Genomic DNA, 17826 nt, shown 5'->3' with positions numbered 1-17826 from the left:
CGGGAAAAGGGCTGAGCCCCGGCCGGTCCCAGGGGACCGGCCGGGGCTCAGTACAAGCCTGGGCACGCGCCTTGATCAGGCGGCGACGACGTCCACCGCTTCCGCGGGCGCCTTGATCGTCACCCGCTCCGTCGGCACACCGGTCACCGACGTCACGGAAATCGAATTGAGCATCGGACGTACCGGCGCACGCACCGGCACCGGATCACTCGCCGCCGCAGAGGCGGCGAGCTCGGCGAGTGCCAGCTCGTCGCTCACTTCGCGCATGAGCTCGGACATCCGTACGTCAAGCGCGTCGCAGATCGCGGAGAGCAGCTCGGAGGAAGCCTCCTTCTGCCCCCGCTCCACCTCGGAGAGATAGCCGAGTGAGACTCGGGCGGACGAGGAGACTTCGCGCAGAGTACGGCCCTGGCGCTGGCGCTGCCGACGCAGCACGTCACCCAGCAGGCGACGGAGCAGAATCATCGGTGGCTCCCTCCTCGGACCGCGTAGCCGCATCCTTCACGCCCCACCGTACCGCCTCGCGCCGCGGCCGTGCGGGGAGCGATGTCGTGTTCACTCAGGGCTGCAAACATCAAATCCCCCCGTTCTGTTCCGTATCCTGTGCCCGCTCATCCTCGCGGAGTTCACTGGAGAGCAGTTCGAGCACGCTGCGTACACTCTCCCTACGGATTTCCGCACGGTCACCGTTCAACCTCAACGCGACGGTTTTCTTCGCTCCGGCCGGGCCAACGGCCGAAACGTACACCGTCCCGACGGGCTGTCCGTCCTGGGGATCGGGGCCGGCGACGCCGGTGGTCGCGATTCCCCAGCTGGCTTTGAGCACCCGGCGCACCCCTGCCGCCATCTGCGCCGCGACCTCGGGATCGACCGCCCCGCGCTCGCTCAGGAGGCCCGCGTCGACGCCCAGGACGTCCCGCTTGAGCTCGGTCGCGTACGCGGTCACCGAGCCGCGGAAGGCGCGGGAGGCGCCCGGCACCGAGGTCAGCTCGGCCGCCACCAGGCCGCCGGTCAGCGACTCGGCCACCGCGAGCGTCTGGTCACGCTCGGTGAGCAGCTGGAGGAGCCGGGCCGCCGCGCTCATGACGCGGGCCCCCCGGCGGCCCGCTGCGCGGCGAGCCCCTTGCGCCTCAGGACGATCGCCTGGCGCACGTAGTCGAGCCCCGTGACGACGGTGAGGACCACGGCGAGGGCCATCACCCAGAACCGCAGGGTGGCGAGCGGCCCGGTCAGCGCGAGGACGTACATGCCGGTCGCGGTGCCCTGGGCGAGGGTCTTGAGCTTGCCGCCGCGGCTGGCCGGAATCACTCCGTGCCGGATGACCCAGAAACGCAGGAGCGTGATGCCGAGTTCCCGGAACAGGATGACGCCGGTGACCCACCAGGGCAGGTCGTCGAGCAGGGAGAGGCAGATCAGCGCGGATCCCATGATCGCCTTGTCGGCGATGGGGTCGGCGATCTTCCCGAAGTCGGTGACCAGGTTGTAGGTGCGGGCCAGATGACCGTCGAAGATGTCGGTGATCATGGCGACGGCGAAGGCCGCCCAGGCCCAGGCCCGCATCGCCGGGTCGTATCCGCCGTCCGCGAGCAGCAGCACCACGAAGCCCGGCACGAGGACGAGCCGGATCATGGTCAGGATGTTGGCGATGTTCCAGAGGCTGGCCTGGTTGACGGCCGCAGCACCCAGCTTGCCGCCGGGCGCCGGCGCCCGGCCGGTACCGCCCGCCGCCGATGCCGGGACTCCGGTCATCTGCCCGCCTCCTCGGCCCCGTCGAGCCACTCGACCACGAGGTCCACGCCTTCGGTGGCGACGACCTTGGCCTCGACCATACGGCCCGGGGTGAGCCCCGCGCTCTCGGTGAAGATCACCTGTCCGTCGGTCTCGGGTGCCTGGTGTTCGGCCCGGCCGACCGCGCCGTCCTCGTCGTCGACGCTCTCGACCAGGACGCGCACGGTGTCGCCGATGCGCTCCTCGGCGCGCTGCGCGGTGAGCTCCTCGGCCAGGCGCGACAGGTGGTCGAGCCGTTCGGCGATGGTGTCGGCGTCGAGCTTGTTCTCGTAGCCGACCGCCTCGGTGCCCTCCTCGTCGGAGTAGCCGAAGACGCCGATGGCGTCCAGGCGGGCCGAGGTGAGGAAGCGTTCCAGCTCCTTGAAGTCCTCCTCGGTCTCACCGGGGAAGCCGACGATGAAGTTGGACCGCACGCCGGCCGTCGGCGCCTTGGAGCGGATCGTGTCGAGCAGTTCGAGGAACCGGTCGGTGTCGCCGAAGCGGCGCATCGCGCGCAGCACGGCGGGCGCCGAGTGCTGGAAGGACAGGTCGAAGTAGGGCACGACCTTGTCGGTGGAGGTGAGGACGTCGATGAGGCCGGGGCGCATCTCGGCGGGCTGGAGGTAGCTCACGCGGACCCGCTCGATGCCCTCGACCTCGGCGAGCTCGGGGAGCAGCGTCTCCAGGAGCCGGATGTCGCCGAGGTCCTTGCCGTAGGAGGTGTTGTTCTCGGAGACCAGCATGATCTCCTTGACGCCCTGCTCGGCCAGCCAGCGCGTCTCGCCGAGCACGTCGCTGGGGCGGCGCGAGATGAACGAGCCGCGGAAGGACGGGATGGCGCAGAACGAGCAGCGCCGGTCGCAGCCGGAGGCCAGCTTCACCGAGGCGACGGGGCTGGTGTCCAGGCGCCGGCGCAGCGGGGCGCGCGGCCCGGAGGCGGGCGCGAGGCCCTCGGGGAGGTCCTCGGGCGGGGTGTCCTGCGCGTGGCCGGGCAGCGCCACGTCCGGCGCGGCCTGGCGTTCGGCGGGGCTGATCGGCAGCAGCTTGCGCCGGTCGCGCGGGGTGTGGGAGGCGTGGATGCCGCCGTTGAGGATGGTCTGGAGGCGGTCGGAGATGTCGGCGTAGTCGTCGAAGCCGAGGACGCCGTCGGCCTCCGGGAGCGCTTCGGCGAGGTCCTTGCCGTACCGCTCGGCCATGCAGCCGACCGCGACGACGGCCTGGGTCCTGCCGTGGTCCTTGAGGTCGTTGGCTTCGAGGAGGGCGTCGACGGAGTCCTTCTTGGCGGCTTCGACGAATCCACAGGTGTTGACGACGGCGACGTCCGCGTCCGATGCGTCCTCGACGAGCTCCCAGCCGTCCGCTGCCAAGCGGCCTGCGAGCTCCTCCGAGTCCACCTCGTTACGGGCGCAGCCAAGAGTGACAAGGGCGACGGTGCGGCGTTCGGGCATGGACTCAAGACTACTTTGTCCTGGCCCACGCCCCCGCCGCGAGGGTCGTGGGCCGCCGGACTCAGCCGACCTGGGGGTCGCCCTTGGTGTAGCTCAGGCGCTCGACCTGGCCGTCCTCGAATTTGCTGTCGATCTTCTTGCCGTTGACGTAGAGCTCGACGGCCCCGGCGTTGCCCAGCACGAGGTCGACCTGCTGGCCGTCCTGGAACGTCTGGGCCTCGCCCTTCTGGAGCAGTCCGTCGAAGAGCATCTTGCCGCTGTGGTCCTTGGCCGAGATCCAGCTCTTGTCGTTGGTCGCGGTGACCTTGACGGTGACCTTGTCGGCCGGGACGGCCGCGATCGCGCTGTCCGAGGGCGTCGGGGTCGGCTGCGGCTGGGCGGGCTTGGCGGGGCTGGGACTGGCCGACCGCGAGGGCGGCTTCTGCTGCGCCGGTCCCTCGGCGACGGAGGTGTGGCTCTTCTTGTCGTTGCCGCCGCTGAACATGGTGAAGCCGACGAAGCCGACCACCACGACGATCGCGGCGACCATGGCGGCGGTCCAGTTGGGGCGGCGGGCCTCGGGGCGGATACGTTCCGCCTCGAAGAGGGGGGCCGCGGGGGTGGGGGCCGGCCGGCCGCCGTGGTCGGCGTCGTACTGGTCGACCAACGGGTTCGGGTCGAGGCCTACGGCCTGGGCGAAGGTGCGGATGTGTCCGCGCGCGTACACATCACCGCCGCACCGCGAGAAGTCGTCCTGCTCGATCGCGTGCACGATGGGGATGCGCACCCGGGTGGCGGAGCTGACCTCGTCGACGGTGAGTCCGGCGGCGATACGGGCCTGCTGGAGGACACGACCGATCGATGGCCCGTCGTCTGCGGTCGAAGGCCGGTCGTCTTCGGGAGAGTTGCCGATGGACACGGGGGCGCCTTTCGAGCGTGAGCCACCTGCTGGGTGTTCAGTCTAGGGGGGGTACGAAAGAGTGGGGCAACCGGTGGAGCGCAGTTTGTACGCCATCGGTATGGCCATGTGACCCTGGCAATGGGCCGGTGACCACAGGTGCTTCCACTCCTCCCTCAACTGGACGTGCGGCCGGGGGAAACGGTTGCCCGGGCATCCCGTACGAGTGCTTTGCGGGCCGGACGGCCGCACGGCGTGCTCAGGGAGCCTCCCCGCGGATCACCGCGAGCACTCCGTCGAGTTCGTCCGGCTTGACCAGGACGTCGCGGGCCTTGGACCCCTCGCTGGGCCCGACGATGTTCCGCGACTCCATCAGGTCCATGAGGCGCCCGGCCTTGGCGAAGCCCACGCGCAGCTTGCGCTGGAGCATCGACGTGGAGCCGAACTGGGTGGAGACCACCAGCTCGGCGGCCTGGCACAGCAGGTCGAGGTCGTCGCCGATCTCCTCGTCGATCTCCTTCTTCTGCTTGGTGGAGACGGTGACGTCGTCCCGGAAGACCGGGGCCATCTGGTCCTTGCAGTGCTGGACGACGGCCTGGATCTCGTCCTCGGTGACGAAGGCGCCCTGGAGGCGGGTCGGCTTGTTCGCGCCCATCGGCAGGAACAGTCCGTCGCCCTTGCCGATCAGCTTCTCGGCGCCGGGCTGGTCGAGGATGACGCGGCTGTCGGCGAGCGAGGAGGTCGCGAAGGCGAGCCGGGACGGCACGTTCGCCTTGATCAGACCGGTGACGACGTCGACCGAGGGGCGCTGGGTGGCGAGCACCAGGTGGATGCCGGCGGCGCGGGCCAGCTGGGTGATGCGGACGATCGCGTCCTCGACGTCGCGCGGGGCGACCATCATCAGGTCGGCGAGCTCGTCGACGATCACCAGCAGGTACGGATAGGGCGTCAGCTCGCGCTCGCTGCCCTCGGGCAGCTTGACCTTGCCGTTGCGGATGGCCTCGTTGAAGTCGTCGATGTGGCGGAACCCGAACGCCGCGAGGTCGTCGTAGCGCAGGTCCATCTCGCGGACGACCCACTGCAGTGCCTCGGCGGCCCGCTTGGGGTTGGTGATGATCGGCGTGATCAGGTGCGGGATGCCCTCGTAGGCGGTGAGCTCGACCCGCTTGGGGTCGACCAGCACCATGCGGACGTCCTCGGGGGTGGCCCGCACCATCACCGAGGTGATGAGGCAGTTGATGCAGGAGGACTTTCCGGAACCGGTGGCTCCGGCGACCAGGACGTGCGGCATCTTCGCGAGGTTGGCCATCACATAGCCGCCCTCGACGTCCTTGCCGAGCGCCACCAGCATCGGGTGGTCGTCCTCGGCGGCGTCCGCGAGGCGCAGCACGTCGCCGAGGTTGACCATCTCGCGGTCGGTGTTGGGGATCTCGATGCCCACCGCGGACTTGCCGGGGATGGGCGAGATGATCCGCACGTCGGGGCTCGCGACCGCGTACGCGATGTTCTTCGCGAGGGCGGTGATCCGCTCGACCTTGACGGCGGGCCCGAGTTCGACCTCGTAGCGGGTGACCGTCGGGCCGCGCGTGAAGCCGGTGACGCTGGCGTCGACCTTGAACTCCATGAAGACGTTCTGCAGCGAGGCGACGACGGCGTCGTTGGCGGCGCTGCGGGTCTTGCCGGGGCCGCCCTTCTCCAGCAGGTCGAGCGAGGGCAGGGCGTAGGTGATGTCACCGGCGAGCCGGAGCTGCTCGGCGCGCGGCGGCAGGGCCTCGGTGGTCTCGCGCGGCGGCTTCGTGAGGTCGGGCACGACGGGGGGCGCGCCGGGCGTCGCCCGGGGCGCGTCCGGTGTCTTCGTCCCGGCCGGCGTCTTCGTCCCGGCGGGCGTCTTCGTCCCGGCGGGCGTCTTGGCCTCGGCGGCGCGGGCGGTGGGGACGGGGGTGGCCTGGTCGCGGTGCTGCTCGGCGGTGACGCCCTGGGTGAGGTCGGCGACGACGGGCGAGGGGGGCAGGCCGTTCATGACGGCGCCGTCCAGGGCCGCGGCCGCCGCGGCGGCGACGTCGACGGGGTCGAGGCCGTTGTCGAAGGCGGGCTGGACGGAGCCGCGGCGGGGCCTGCGGCGCCGCGTGAGCGCCTCCTCCTCGGCCTGGTCCGGGCCGTGCTCGACGGGCGGGGCGGGGCGGCGCCGGGCGCGCGGGGCCGGGTCGACCTCCTGCCAGTCGTCGTCCGCCGGCTCGTCCTCGGCGAGCTCGCCCGGCAGCGGTTCGAGGACGCCGAGCTTCACGCCGAGCAGGTGCAGGCGCTGCGGGATCGCGTTCACGGGCGTCGCGGTGACGACGAGCAGCCCGAAGACGGTGAGCAGCACGAGCATCGGCACGGCGAGGACGTCGCCCAGGGTGAATTCGAGGGGCTTGGAGGCGGTCCAGCCGATGAGGCCCCCCGCGTCCTGCATGGCGTCGGTGCCGTCGTTGCGGCCGGGTGAGCCGCAGGCGATGTGGACCTGGCCGAGGATGCCGAGGACGAGCGCGGACAGGCCGATCACGATGCGCCCGTTGGCCTCGGGCTTCTCGGGATACAGGATGAGCCGGATCGCGACGGCGCCGAGCAGCAGCGGCACGACCACGTCCAGGCGGCCGAAGGCGCCGGTCACCAGCATCTGCACGAGGTCGCCGACGGGTCCGCGCAGGTTGGACCACGTGCCGGCGGCGACGATCAGGGCGAGCCCGAGCAGCAGCAGGGCGACGCCGTCCTTGCGGTGGGCGGGGTCGAGTCCCTTGGCTCCGCGTCCTATGCCGCGGAACAGGGCGCCGACCGCGTGGGCCGCGCCGAGCCAGATCGCCCGCGCGAGCCGGTAGACGCCTCCGGTCGGCGAGGGCGCCGTTCTGGGCGCGGGCCTGGGGGCCACGGCCTTCTTGACGGGCGCCCTCCTGGGGGCGGCCTTCTTCGCGGGCGCCTTGGGGGCCGCGACCTTCTTGGCGGGCGCAGCCTTCTTCGCCGGGGTACGGCCGGTGCGCTTCGCGGTGCCCGCCGTGCCCTGGGAACCCTTGCCGGACGTACGTGAGGCCATGGTGCTGAGGTTACCTGGGTCGGCGCCGGTGGACACGTGTGCCTACCGCTTCACCCGTCCGTGTCGTGGCCCGTAAGCACGCTGACGCCACGTCAGCCGGACGTGGCGTCAGTTCCGCACGCGGGCCCGGATGTCCCGCCGTGGGGGGGTCAGCTCTGCGAGGGCAGGGTGGGCGCGCCGCCGGTGCCGGGCTCCAGGGCGTCCAACGCCCGGCGCAGGCCGGTGAGCTTGCGCTCCAGGTGGGCCGCGGTGGCGACGGCCGCCGCGTCCGCCGAGTCGTCGTCGAGCTGCTTGGAGAGCGCCTCGGCCTGTTCCTCAACTGCCGCGAGGCGTGCGGAGAGTTCGGCGAGCAGGCCCGCGGACTCCTTGGCCGCGCCGCCGTGTCCGCCGCCCTCCAGCTGGAGCCGCAGCAGCGCGGCCTGTTCGCGCAGCTGGCAGTTCTTCATGTACAGCTCCACGAAGACCGACACCTTGGCGCGCAGCACCCAGGGGTCGAACGGCTTGGAGATGTAGTCCACGGCGCCCGCCGCGTATCCGCGGAAGGTGTGGTGGGGGCCGTGGTTGATCGCCGTGAGGAAGATGATCGGGATGTCGCGGGTGCGCTCGCGCCGCTTGATGTGCGCGGCGGTCTCGAACCCGTCCATTCCCGGCATCTGGACGTCCAGCAGGATGACCGCGAAATCGTCCGTAAGCAGCGCTTTGAGCGCTTCCTCCCCTGACGATGCCCGCACCAGTGTCTGATCGAGCGCAGAGAGGATGGCCTCCAGCGCCAGCAGATTCTCCGGCCGGTCATCGACCAGGAGGATCTTGGCCTTCTGCACCATGGCCCGTCCTCCTCGCCCCGGCAGTGCACCGGGCGCCGCCCCAGGGGACGACTCCCTTGCGTCGCCCGTCCTTGTGCCGGTCATGGTAGCCGCACCCCGCCTGTCGCCACACCCTGTCACCGCGATGTCACTGTGCACGAAGCAGAAACGTAAGGGGAGACCAGAAGGTTCCCCGAGCACCGCCTCCTCACACCCCGACGGCCACGGTCCGTCAGCAACGCCCGTTCCCGCGCCCGCTCAGGGATCACTTGCCCCGCATCCACTGCTCCATCACCGAGAGCAGATGATCGGGGTCGACCGGCTTGGTCACGTAGTCGGACGCGCCGGATTCGATGGCCTTCTCCCGGTCGCCCTTCATCGCCTTGGCGGTGAGCGCGACGATGGGCAGACCGGCGAACTGCGGCATCCTGCGGATGGCCGAGGTCGTCGCGTAGCCGTCCATCTCCGGCATCATGATGTCCATCAGGACGACCGCGGTGTCCTCGTGCTGTTCGAGGACCTCGATGCCCTCCCGCCCGTTCTCCGCGTACAGCACCGCGAGCCCGTGCTGCTCCAGGACGCTGGTGAGCGCGAAGACGTTGCGCACGTCGTCGTCGACGATCAGCACCTTCTCGCCGGCGAAGTGGAACGTGCGGGCGGGTTCGCGCTCCGCCTCCTCCGCCTCCCAGCTCTGGCCGGCTCCGCCGCGCTCGGCGGGCGCCTCTTCCCTCCGGCTCTCCGTACCGAGCGCCTTGCGGCGGCGCCGGAACAGTCCGGCCGTGGCCGGCTGGCCGCCGCCGGGCCCGAACTCCGCACCGCCGCCCTGCTGCGTGGGCTCCGGACGGACCGCCGCCTCCAGGGCGCGGCCCGCCGCGGCCTCCATGCCGCCGGGGGCGAGCTGCGGGTAGCCCTGCGGGGGCAACTCGCCGAGGTGGAGCGGGAGATAGAGGGTGAAGGTCGAGCCGCGGCCCGGTTCGCTCGCCGCGTGGATCTCGCCGCCGAGCAGGCGGGCGATCTCGCGGCTGATGGACAGGCCGAGGCCGGTGCCGCCGTACTTGCGGCTGGTCGTGCCGTCGGCCTGCTTGAACGCCTCGAAGATCACCCGCATCTTGCCGGCCGCGATCCCGATGCCGGTGTCGGTGACCGAGAAGGCGATCAGGTCGGAGTCGGCGTCGCGCAGCGAGCCCGCCTCCAGGAGCTGCTCGCGGATGGCGTGCGGGACGTCCGTCCCGGCCGGGCGGATGACGAGTTCGACGGCCCCGCTGTCGGTGAACTTGACCGCGTTGGACAGCAGGTTGCGCAGCACTTGGAGCAGGCGCTGCTCGTCGGTGTGCAGCGTGGCGGGCAGTTCGGGCGAGACCCGTACCGAGAAGTCGAGGCCCTTCTCCGCGGTGAGCGGACGGAAGGTGGCCTCCACGTAGTCGACGAGCTGCACCAGCGCGATCCGGGTCGGCGAGACGTCCATCTTGCCCGCCTCGACCTTGGACAGGTCCAGGATGTCGTTGATCAGCTGAAGCAGGTCGGAACCGGCCCCGTGGATCGTTTCGGCGAACTCGACCTGCTTGGGCGAGAGGTTGCCCTCTGCGTTGTCGGCGAGCAACTTGGCGAGGATCAGCAGGGAGTTGAGCGGGGTGCGCAGCTCGTGCGACATGTTCGCGAGGAACTCGGACTTGTAGCGCATGGAGACGGCGAGCTGTTCGGCGCGCTCCTCCAGGACCTGCCGGGCCTCCTCGATCTCGGTGTTCTTCACCTCGATGTCCCGGTTCTGCTGGGCCAGCAGCTCGGCCTTCTCCTCCAGTTCGGCGTTGGAGGCCTGGAGCGCCCGCTGCCGGTTCTCCAACTCGGCCGAGCGCTCGCGCAGTTGCTCGGTGAGTTCCTGCGACTGCTTGAGCAGCACCTCGGTCTTGGAGTTGACCGAGATGGTGTTGACGCTGGTGGCGATCATCTCGGCGATCTGGTTGAGGAAGTCCTTCTGGATGTGCGTGAACGGCTGGAACGACGCCAGTTCGATCACGCCGAGGACCTTGCCCTCGAACAGGACCGGCAGCACGATCACATGCGCGGGCGGCGCCTCGCCGAGCCCTGAGGAGATCTTGAGGTAGCCCGGCGGCACGTTCTCGACCAGGATCGTCCGCTTCTCCTCGGCGGCCGTGCCGATCAGCGTCTCGCCGGGCCTGAAGGACGTCGGCATGGAGCCCGCCGAATAGCCGTAACTCCCGCGCATCCGCAGCTCGTACGAGCCGTCGCCCTCGGGGCCGACCTCGGGGGCACCGCCCGTCGGCATGGCCAGGAAGAACGCGCCGTGCTGCGCGGAGACGACCGGGGTGAGCTCCGTCATGATCAGGGAGGCCACGTCGTCGAGGTCGCGGCGGCCCTGCATCAGGCCCGAGATGCGGGCCAGGTTGCCCTTGAGCCAGTCCTGCTCCTTGTTCGCCACGGTGGTGTCGCGCAGGTTGGCGATCATCGTGTTGATGTTGTCCTGGAGGGCCTGGATCTCGCCCGCCGCGTCCACGTCGATCTTCAGGTTGAGGTCGCCGCGGGTCACCGCGGTGGCGACGGCCGCGATGGCGCGGACCTGCCGGGTCAGGTTCCCGGCCATCTCGTTCACCGATTCGGTGAGGTCGCGCCAGGTCCCGTCGACGTCACGGACCCGGGCGTGGCCGCCCAACTGCCCCTCGGTGCCCACCTCGCGGGCGACCCGGGTCACCTCCTGACCGAACGAGGACAGCTGGTCGACCATCGTGTTGATCGTGTTCTTGAGTTCCTGGATCTCGCCGCGCGCATCGATGTCGATCTTCTTGGTGAGATCGCCCTGCGCGATGGCGGTGGTGACGGTGGCGATCTGGCGCACCTGGCCGGTGAGGTTGTCGGCCATGGAGTTCACCGATTCGGTGAGGTCCTTCCAGGTGCCGGAGACACCCGGCACCCGGGCCTGACCGCCCAGGATGCCGTCCGTGCCCACCTCACGGGCCACCTTGGTGACCTGCTCGGCGAAGGAGGACAGCGTCGTGACCATGGTGTTGACGGTGTCGGCGAGTTCGGCGACCTCGCCGCGCGCCTCGACGGTCACCTTCTTGGTGAGGTCGCCGTTGGCGACCGCCGCGGAGACCCGGGAGATGTTGCGCACCTGGGTCGTCAGGTTCGCGGCCATCAGGTTGACGTTGTCGCTGAGGTCCTTCCAGATGCCGGTGACCCCGCGCACCCGGGCCTGACCGCCCAGGATGCCCTCGGTGCCCACCTCGCGGGCGACGCGGGTGACCTCGTCGGCGAAGTTGGACAGCTGGTCGACCATCGTGTTGACGGTCGTGACCAGCTCCAGGATCTCGCCCTTGGAGTCGACGGTGATCTTCTTGGAGAGGTCGCCCTCGGCGACGGCCGTCGTCACCTCGGCGATGTTGCGCACCTGCGACGTCAGGTTGTTGGCCATGGAGTTGACGGACTGGGTGAGGTCCTTCCAGGTGCCGGACACGCCCTGCACCTCGGCCTGCCCGCCCAGGATGCCCTCGGTGCCGACCTCCCGGGCCACCCGGGTCACCTGCTCGGCGAAGCTGGACAGCTGGTCCACCATCGTGTTGAGGGTGTTCTTCAGCTCCAGGATCTCGCCGCGGGCGTCCACGTCGATCTTCTGCGACAGGTCGCCGCGGGCCACCGCGGTGGCGACCTGGGCGATGTTGCGCACCTGGGCCGTGAGGTTGCCGGCCATGCCGTTCACGGAGTCCGTCAGGTCGCGCCACACCCCGGCCACGCCCGGCACCTGCGCCTGCCCGCCGAGCCGGCCGTCGGTGCCGACCTCACGGGCCACCCGGGTCACCTGCTCGGCGAAGGCGGAGAGCTGGTCGACCATCGTGTTGATGGTGTTCTTCAGCTCCAGCATCTCGCCGCGGGCGTCCACGTCGATCTTCTGCGACAGGTCGCCGCTGGCCACCGCCGTGGTCACCTGGGCGATCTGGCGCACCTGCGACGTCAGGTTCCCCGCCATGAAGTTGACGGAGTCGGTGAGTTCCTTCCAGGTGCCCGAGACGCCGTCGACCCGCGCCTGCCCGCCGAGCCGGCCCTCGGTGCCCACGTCCCGCGCCATCCGCGTGACCTGGTCGGCGAAGTTGGACAGCTGCGCCACCATCGTGTTGACGGTGTTCTTCAGCTCCAGCATCTCGCCCGCGACGTCCACGGTGACCTTCTGCGACAGGTCACCATTGGCGACCGCCGTGGTCACCTGCGCGATGTCGCGGACCTGCCCGGTGAGGTTGCGGAAGGCGGTGTTGACGGAGTCGGTGAGGTCCTTCCAGGTGCCGGCCGCGCCGGGCACCTCGGCCTGACCGCCGAGCCGCCCCTCGATGCCGACCTCACGGGCGACCCGGGTCACCTCGGAACCGAACGCCTGGAGCTGGTCCACCATCGTGTTGACGGTGTTCTTCAGCTCCAGCATCTCGCCGGCCACGTCCACCGTGACCTTCTGGCTCATGTCACCGCTGGCGACGGCCGTGGTCACCTGCGCGATGTCCCGCACCTGGGTCGTCAGATTGCGGAAGACGGTGTTGACGGAGTCCGTCAGGTCCTTCCAGGTGCCGGCCGCGCCGGGCACCTGCGCCTGACCGCCGAGCAGGCCCTCCGCGCCGACCTCGTTGGCCACGCGGGTGACCTCGTCCGCGAACGTGCGCAGCGTCTCGGTCATCTGGTTGATGGTCTCGGCGAGCTGCGCGACCTCGCCGCGCGCGTTGACCGTGACCTTCTGCGACAGGTCGCCGCTGGCCACCGCCGTGGTGACCTGGGCGATGCCGCGCACCTGCGCGGTCAGGTTCGTCGCCATGACGTTGACGGAGTCGGTGAGGTCCTTCCACACCCCGGCCACACCAGGCACCTGCGCCTGGCCGCCGAGCTCGCCCTCGGTGCCCACCTCGCGGGCCACCCGGGTCACCTCGGAGGAGAAGGAGGACAGCTGGTCGACCATCGTGTTGACGGTGTTCTTCAGCTGGAGCATCTCGCCGGCCACGTGCACCGTCACCTTGCGCGACAGATCGCCCTTGGCGACCGCGGTGGTGACGAGAGCAATGTCACGTACCTGGGCCGTCAGCCGGTACGCCATCGTGTTGACGGAATCCGTCAGATCCTTCCAGGAACCCGACATTCCGCGCACCTGGGCCTGGCCGCCGAGCTTGCCCTCCGTACCGACTTCGAGGGCGACGCGCGTGACCTCGTCGGTGAACGCCGACAGCTGGTCCACCAGGTTGTTGACGGTCCGCCCGACCTTGAGGAACTCGCCGCGCAGCGGCCGCTCGGCGCCGTCGCTGCCGTGCGAACGCAGGTCCATGCGCTGTTCCAGATCGCCGTCGGCCACCGCCGACAGGACGCGTCCGACCTCCGAGACCGGGCGCGCGAGATCGTCGACCAGCGCGTTGGACGCGTCGATCGCGGTCGCCCAGGACCCCTCGCAGGCGCCGTTCTCCAGGCGCTCGGTGAGCTTGCCCTCGCGCCCCACCATCCTGCGCACCCGGGCGATCTCGCCGGTCAGATGCAGATTGCGGTCCGCCACCTCGTTGAAGACGGCGGCGATCTCCGCCATCACTCCGTCCCCCGAGACCGTCAGGCGCTTGCGGAAGTTGCCGTCCCGCATCGACGCGAGGGCAGCGAGCAGCCGTTGCAGCGCCGCCGTGTCCACCTCGGTCGTCCCCTGACCGCCACGCTGCCGGTGACGCCGGGCCTGCCCAGTCCGGGACTGATCGTCTTTCGCGCGCGTGCTTACGCCCCGCGCCGCTGCGCCAGACTCCACCGTGTCCCTCCCGCAAGGGTTGACCGCACTGCCCGGGCTGTCTCCGGAAGCATGCCCAGTGTTTCACCATGGCCGAACCAGGCCATAACAGTTCGGCAGCTTCGCATATCCGTCCCCGCCCACGGAGGGCGGAAACACTGGTGACCGGCATCCGCTCGGACAGCGAAGGTAAGTAACCTGGCTTCCGGCTGTCCAACCGCCCCGGTCCGCCCGGCATGGGGCGCTTGATCCCCTTTGCCCGGTAAAGCTTGGGGGCGGGCGGCACAAAGGACGACCACGGGGCACCGGAGGGGGCGGCCGGCATGGGACTGTTGTGGCCCGGAGGGCACGTTCCGGAGCCCCGGCAAGGAAATCCGGGCGTCGAGACGCGTACGAGGAGTTCTGTGATCACCGCGCGGGCGGCAGCCAGCTTCGACCCTGTCGGGCGGTCGGTCGCGACCGCCCGCGCCTTCGTCCGGGACACCCTCCAGGGCTGGGGGTACGCCGATGTCGTCGACGACGCCGTCGTCCTGACCAGTGAGCTCGTCACCAACGCGGTGGTCCACGCGGGCACCAAGGCCGACGTCCTGTGCCTGCGCTCGGAGGACGGCGTACGCGTCGAGGTCGCCGACCGCTACCCCGAACGCGAGGTTCCGCTCCTCGGCTCCCCCGCGGACATCGCCGGGCCCGACCGTGAGAACGGCCGCGGGCTGCTGCTGTGCGCGGCCCTCGCCTCGCGCTGGGGCGTCGAGTACACCCCGACCAGGAAGAACGTCTGGTTCCAGCTCGATCTGCCCAACCGCGCGGTCGGCACCCGCTCGGCCGGCCCGGCCCTGCCCCCCGAACTCCTCCCGGTCGCCGACGGCCGGGTCCGGGTCGCCGTCGTGCAGATCGACCGCACCGGCGCCGTACGCGCCTGGAACGAGGACGCCGAGGAACTCTTCGGCTACCCCGCCGAGCAGGTCACGGGCAAGGCGCTCACCGACTTCGCGGCCTGGCCGCACACCCCCGGCACCTCCACCGGCATCGTCGAAGCCCTCCAACTCTCGCGCTGGGAAGGCACGTACGGGATAAGGGGCGCCGACGGCCGGACCGTCCCGGTGTACGCCTCGCACCTGCGGGTGCGCGACACCGAGGGCGAGCCGTCCACGGTCTGCCTGCTGGTGCGTGACGACGAACGGGCCGTCCTGCAGACCCCCACCCGCCAGCCCGCCGCCGACCCGGCCGCGCTGGGCGAGAACCGCAACGTCGACCCGTTCGAGGTCTTCATCGGCTCCCCCGCCCCCGACGACCTGGACGGACTGCTCCAGCGCACCGTGGAGCGCGCCCGCGACATGCTGGACGGCGACTCCGCCTTCCTGCTGCTGGCCACCGACGACGAGACCGAACTGGAGGTGCGGGCCACCACCGGCCTGCCCTCCGCCCGCCAGCGCTTCGCCCGCGTGCCCGTCGAGGCCGGCACCGGGCGGTACGGATCGGCCCGGATGCCCGCCGTCCACGAGGACCTCGCGGCCGTGCCCGGCGCGGTGCCGCTCCTCGACAGCACGGGCATGCGGTCGGTGGTCACCGTCCCCCTGAAGGTCGAGGGACGTCTGACCGGCTCGCTCGGCGTGGCCGCCGAATCCCCCGGCCGCTACTCCAACGAGGAGGCCCTGCGCCTCCAGTTCGCCGCCGACCGCATCGCCCTCGCCGTCGAATCGGCCCGCCTGGGCGAGCTGGAACGCCTGCGCCGGGGATCGCTCAGCTTCCTCGTCGAGGCCTCCGACCTGCTGGCCGGCACCCTGGACCGCGATCAGACGCTGGCGCTCATGGCCCAGATGACCGTGCCGACCCTCGCCACCTGGTGCGCGGTCTACACGATCGCCGACCAGGCGTCCGAGCCGTACCTCTCCTACGTCCTGCACGAGGACGAGGAGCGCATCGACGGCCTCAAGGCCCTGCTCTCCAAGATCAATCCGCCCGAACCGGTGCCGACCCCCGGCGCCCGGGTGTGGAACGCGCCCGGCGAAGCCGCGCACCAGGCCGCCCTGCGCGTCTCGATGCGCGACTTCGGCCGCTCCGGCGGCCCGCACACCGGCGGGCTGGGATCCACCCTGTCGACGGCGGCGGCGGTCGGCGGCGAGACGGTCGTCCTGCCCCTCGTCGCCCGTAACCGCGTCATCGGCATGCTGACCCTCGGCAAGCCCTCCGACGACCACTTCCGCCAGGAAATCCTGGAGCTCGCCGAGGACCTCTCGCGCCGGGCCGCCCTCGCCCTGGACAACGCCCGTCTGTACTCCGAGCGCATGGCCATCAGCCGCTCGCTCCAGCGCTCCCTGCTGCCGCCCGGCCTCCCGCAGATCCCCGGCGTCGAGGTCGAGGTGATCTACCGCGCGGCCGGCGAGGGCAACGAGGTGGGCGGCGACTTCTACGACCTCTTCCCGATCCGCGACGGCGCGTACGGCTTCGCGATCGGTGACGTCTGCGGCACCGGCCCGGAGGCCGCCGCGGTCACCGGCCTGGCCCGGCACGCCCTGCGCCTGCTGGCCCGCGAGGGCTTCGGCGGCCCCGCGGTCCTGGAACGCCTGAACGCGGCCATCCTGGACGAAGGCGCCCGCAGCCGCTTCCTGACCCTGCTCTACGGGGAGTTGTGGCCCCAGGAGGACGGCAGCGCCATCCTGAAGATCGTCTGCGCGGGCCATCCGCTCCCGTTGCGCCTGCGCCAGGACGGCACGGTCGAGCCGGCGGCCGACCCGCAGCCGCTCCTCGGGGTGATGGACGACCTGGAGCTGTACGAGCAGACCATCACGCTCGACCCGGGCGACGTCCTGCTCTGTGTGACCGACGGCATCACCGAACGCCGCGAAGGCACCCGCATGCTGGGCGACGACGGCCTCACGGACGTCCTCGCCACCTGCACGGGGCTCACCGCGGGCGCGGTCGCGGCCCGCGTCCTGCGGGCGGTCGAGCGCTTCGCCGCCGAACCCGCGTCGGACGACATGGCGATCCTGTCCATGCGCATTCCCGAGCAGGCCAAGCGATAGCCCCGAGGGGCGCCCCGGACACACGAAAGGCCCCGCCCAATGGGCGGGGCCTTTCGCATTGCTGAGCCCCCATGCGGAATCGAACCGCAGACCTTCTCCTTACCATGGAGACGCTCTACCGACTGAGCTATAGGGGCCGGTTGTTGTTTCGGGGTTTCCCCCTCACCAACGAGATAAAGCATACCCCGAATCAGACGGTGGTCCGAACCGCGGTCACCGGTTCCGCCTAGGCGGGTTGCAGCAGCCCACCGAGCGCATTGCAGACCGAGACCAACCGCCGCAATTCGGCCGGGGAAAGCCCGTCGAGCGCCGGCAGCGCAAGCGTCTCGTCCACCGCCCGCTCGGTCTCCGGCAACCGCACCCCATCGCGCCGGAACTCCCGCATCCGGTGTACGGGGATGGGCACCGGCACCTCGCACGCGACTCCGCGCCGCCGCAACAGCCGCGCGAACGCGTCCCGATCGGGCCTCCCGTTGCCGGGCACCCGCACGACGTACCGCTGATAGCGGTGGCCTTCGACCGGCGCCGGCGTCCGCACGCCGACGAGGCGCCGGTCCAAGTACCGCGCCCGCTCGCGCCGTTGAGCCAGATCCCCCCCGAGGTCCACCGCGTCCTCCCCCTCGACCGTCAACACCCCACGCCCGGTGGCGAGTTCGGCGAAGGCCGCGCTGTCCACCGGATGGCCGAAGCGCGGTACGAGGACGACGGCCGCGGTTCTGGGGGTGACGGCCCGGTCGACGGTGTCCGGGGACAGGCAGTAGGTCAGCGGATCGATGTCGGCGAACACCGGCACCGCCCCGACGGCGACGACGGCCCCGGCCAACTCGGCGCTGTCATAAGCCGGCACGATCACCTCGTCCCCCGGCGCGACACCGGCAGACCTGAGCGCTCCTGTCATCTCCATGACAGCGAATCGTGCTCGCGCCACATGAACGCCAGGTGAGCGGGCACAAAAAAACGCTGGCCCCCGAACCGAAGTTCAGGGACCAGCGTTGAAAGATTGTTCGGCGGCGTCCTACTCTCCCACAGGGTCCCCCCTGCAGTACCATCGGCGCTGAAAGGCTTAGCTTCCGGGTTCGGAATGTAACCGGGCGT

10 protein-coding genes, 1 tRNA gene and 1 rRNA gene are annotated in these 17826 nt (G+C 70.7%); 1 reads left to right on the top strand and 11 read right to left on the bottom strand.

The features are described 5' to 3' along the window. Positions 1-75 precede the first annotated feature (75 nt). From ACGF3I_RS10345 to ACGF3I_RS10310, 8 genes are all read right to left on the bottom strand, one after another. Positions 76-465, bottom strand: a complete 390-nt coding sequence (locus ACGF3I_RS10345; protein ID WP_053726410.1) for a helix-turn-helix domain-containing protein — start codon at positions 463-465, stop codon at positions 76-78. Positions 466-574: 109 nt separating this feature from the next. Continuing rightward, on the bottom strand, positions 575-1084 hold the full coding sequence (locus ACGF3I_RS10340) for a CinA family protein (RefSeq protein ID WP_393130228.1): 510 nt from the start codon (positions 1082-1084) through the stop codon (positions 575-577). After that, a complete protein-coding gene (gene pgsA / locus ACGF3I_RS10335) occupies positions 1081-1749 on the bottom strand; it encodes a CDP-diacylglycerol--glycerol-3-phosphate 3-phosphatidyltransferase (protein WP_393130227.1) in 669 nt (222 codons plus the stop codon). The genes ACGF3I_RS10340 and pgsA overlap by 4 nt, the downstream gene beginning before the upstream one ends. After that, positions 1746-3215, bottom strand: coding sequence for a 30S ribosomal protein S12 methylthiotransferase RimO (gene rimO, locus ACGF3I_RS10330; RefSeq protein ID WP_393130226.1), 1470 nt, complete (start codon positions 3213-3215; stop codon positions 1746-1748). The genes pgsA and rimO overlap by 4 nt, the downstream gene beginning before the upstream one ends. Positions 3216-3276: 61 nt before the next feature. Then, on the bottom strand, positions 3277-4113 hold the full coding sequence (locus ACGF3I_RS10325; RefSeq protein ID WP_393130225.1) for a helix-turn-helix domain-containing protein: 837 nt from the start codon (positions 4111-4113) through the stop codon (positions 3277-3279). Between the two features lie 238 nt (positions 4114-4351). Then, complete coding sequence (locus ACGF3I_RS10320; RefSeq protein ID WP_393130224.1) at positions 4352-7159, bottom strand: DNA translocase FtsK; 2808 nt, start codon at positions 7157-7159, stop codon at positions 4352-4354. Positions 7160-7308: 149 nt separating this feature from the next. Further along, complete coding sequence (locus ACGF3I_RS10315; protein ID WP_393130223.1) at positions 7309-7983, bottom strand: two-component system response regulator; 675 nt, start codon at positions 7981-7983, stop codon at positions 7309-7311. Positions 7984-8227: 244 nt separating this feature from the next. After that, positions 8228-13729 carry a HAMP domain-containing protein gene (locus ACGF3I_RS10310; RefSeq protein ID WP_393130222.1) on the bottom strand — a complete coding sequence of 1834 codons (5502 nt, stop codon included), beginning with the start codon at positions 13727-13729 and terminating at the stop codon, positions 8228-8230. A gap of 302 nt (positions 13730-14031) precedes the next feature. Between ACGF3I_RS10310 and ACGF3I_RS10305 the strand changes: the two genes are divergently transcribed. Further along, entirely contained in the window at positions 14032-16731 is a 2700-nt protein-coding gene (locus ACGF3I_RS10305) for a SpoIIE family protein phosphatase (protein ID WP_393130221.1), read from the top strand. A 64-nt stretch (positions 16732-16795) separates the two neighbouring features. Here ACGF3I_RS10305 and ACGF3I_RS10300 read toward each other — a convergent pair. The 3 genes from ACGF3I_RS10300 to rrf all read right to left on the bottom strand — a co-directional run. Next, a tRNA-Thr gene (locus ACGF3I_RS10300) sits at positions 16796-16868 on the bottom strand. Positions 16869-16957: 89 nt separating this feature from the next. Further along, positions 16958-17635, bottom strand: coding sequence for a DegT/DnrJ/EryC1/StrS family aminotransferase (locus tag ACGF3I_RS10295; RefSeq protein ID WP_393130220.1), 678 nt, complete (start codon positions 17633-17635; stop codon positions 16958-16960). A gap of 98 nt (positions 17636-17733) precedes the next feature. Further along, positions 17734-17826: ribosomal RNA gene (gene rrf, locus ACGF3I_RS10290) — 5S ribosomal RNA — on the bottom strand; the annotation flags it as partial.

Origin of the sequence: Streptomyces sp. NPDC048111 (genome assembly GCF_043202815.1) — a bacterium.
GTDB lineage: Bacteria > Actinomycetota > Actinomycetes > Streptomycetales > Streptomycetaceae > Streptomyces.
This window is presented reverse-complemented; position numbering and strand designations above follow the sequence as displayed.

Coding starts and splice junctions, on each gene's coding strand:
- ACGF3I_RS10315 (WP_393130223.1), bottom strand. CDS start 7,983: ATGGTGCAGAAGGCCAAGATCCTCCTGGTCGATGACCGGCCGGAGAAT.
- ACGF3I_RS10345 (WP_053726410.1), bottom strand. CDS start 465: ATGATTCTGCTCCGTCGCCTGCTGGGTGACGTGCTGCGTCGGCAGCGC.
- ACGF3I_RS10305 (WP_393130221.1), top strand. CDS start 14,032: ATGGGACTGTTGTGGCCCGGAGGGCACGTTCCGGAGCCCCGGCAAGGA.
- ACGF3I_RS10295 (WP_393130220.1), bottom strand. CDS start 17,635: ATGGAGATGACAGGAGCGCTCAGGTCTGCCGGTGTCGCGCCGGGGGAC.
- pgsA (WP_393130227.1), bottom strand. CDS start 1,749: ATGACCGGAGTCCCGGCATCGGCGGCGGGCGGTACCGGCCGGGCGCCG.
- ACGF3I_RS10320 (WP_393130224.1), bottom strand. CDS start 7,159: ATGGCCTCACGTACGTCCGGCAAGGGTTCCCAGGGCACGGCGGGCACC.
- rimO (WP_393130226.1), bottom strand. CDS start 3,215: ATGCCCGAACGCCGCACCGTCGCCCTTGTCACTCTTGGCTGCGCCCGT.
- ACGF3I_RS10340 (WP_393130228.1), bottom strand. CDS start 1,084: ATGAGCGCGGCGGCCCGGCTCCTCCAGCTGCTCACCGAGCGTGACCAG.